The sequence below is a fragment of the Pseudoalteromonas sp. A601 genome (genome assembly GCF_002165575.1).
GTDB lineage: Bacteria > Pseudomonadota > Gammaproteobacteria > Enterobacterales > Alteromonadaceae > Pseudoalteromonas.
Map to the genome: position 1 here is coordinate 1 of NZ_MXQF01000081.1, position 1,321 is coordinate 1,321.

The 1,321-nt window shown below is 41.0% G+C and carries 1 protein-coding gene; it reads right to left on the reverse strand.

Annotated elements, in window-relative coordinates; translation table 11 throughout:
- The coding region (locus B5G52_RS21750; protein WP_087534706.1) for an IS4 family transposase at nucleotides 1–1,258 on the reverse strand (1,258 nt) is incomplete at its 3' end.
- Between the last annotated feature and the right edge of the window lie 63 nt (nucleotides 1,259–1,321).

Here is a 1,321-nt window from a genome sequence, read left to right on the forward strand (position 1 = left end):
ACCTATCTTCGCGCCGCCTTGGTAATTTAAAGTAACCTAACTGCTCTATTAATAGCGCGTAGTGCTTTGGAATATTCCCCGGTGATGTCAGTGGTATCGTTGCAAAATATTGGGTAACTGCCATTGAACAACTCGCAAAACTCAGTTGATTTGGTAGTACACTATCAAGCTTACTCGCAGCCTCTGTCATCGCTTGTCTTATGAGGTTATACGCGAGTAATATCCCCCACAATTCTTGCTCTATCATATCAGGCCGTTTGCTTCTCAAGGTATATTTACTGTTCAATAGTGTTTGTTTCATTTCCCTAAAGCCCAGCTCTATTTCCCAGCGATAACAATATAATTCAACCATTTCCTCATTTGGAAAGCGCATTGGGTCAATCATAGATGTCAAAATGCGATAGGTTTTTCCTTTAATTGTTTTTGTAACTAAGCGAGCCTCAACATGAGTCGGTAAGTCAGTGAATTTCTTTCTAGATTGCGGGGTAGACGTCAGTCGTATCTGTAAGTCATTAGGGCTTATTTTCTTTATCACTTCAAATTGAAGGTCTTTGCGGGCAGGTATCATCCAGTGTCTTTGTTTTCCTGCTTGTTGCCAGCGATTCAGTAGCCCAAGGGAATAATACCCTTTATCAAATATCGTTAACGAGTTATCTGGCGTTTGCTCTATGAGCTGCTCAGCTAATCGCATTTCACTCGTTCTATAATCAGAAAATGCACTGTTGATGAGTTGGTGGCTGGTGACTTCCATATGGCAGACCATACGTATTTTAGGAAAGATATTTTCACTGTGCCCATTGCTTTGGGCTTTAAATGTTTCATGATTTTCAGGTGTGTCTGTTGTCCGCCAAACAACACCATCGACAGCGAGTAAATTGAGCCCCGCCCATGTTTCAAACTTATCGCTTTGATAACTTTGCTTTGCCATTGCTAGGAATACTTGCTTAACAGCTTCGGAGCCTAAGCGTTGCCTTGCTTGCACTATTGCACTGGGTGCTAATAAAGGTTTTTTATCAGGTAACATAATGTCCATTTGAGTTGCTATATCCCAAACCGAACGTTGCCTAAATAAGCTCATGCCAATGATTGACCATAATACAGCTTCTAAGGGGAGACGGCGCTTTCTAACAGTTGCTACACCAGCTTTTTGAAAAGCGTGTTCAATTAATTCTGGGGAGAGTATTTCAGCATACTTTTCAAATGTGTGAAACGTGTTGCATGCATCGAGAGTGGAAGCTAATTCATGAGCAAGTTGCATAAAAAAATCCTATGACCTGTGATCATAGGATTTTGATCTCATTTTACCGATCGTCAAGCTTTT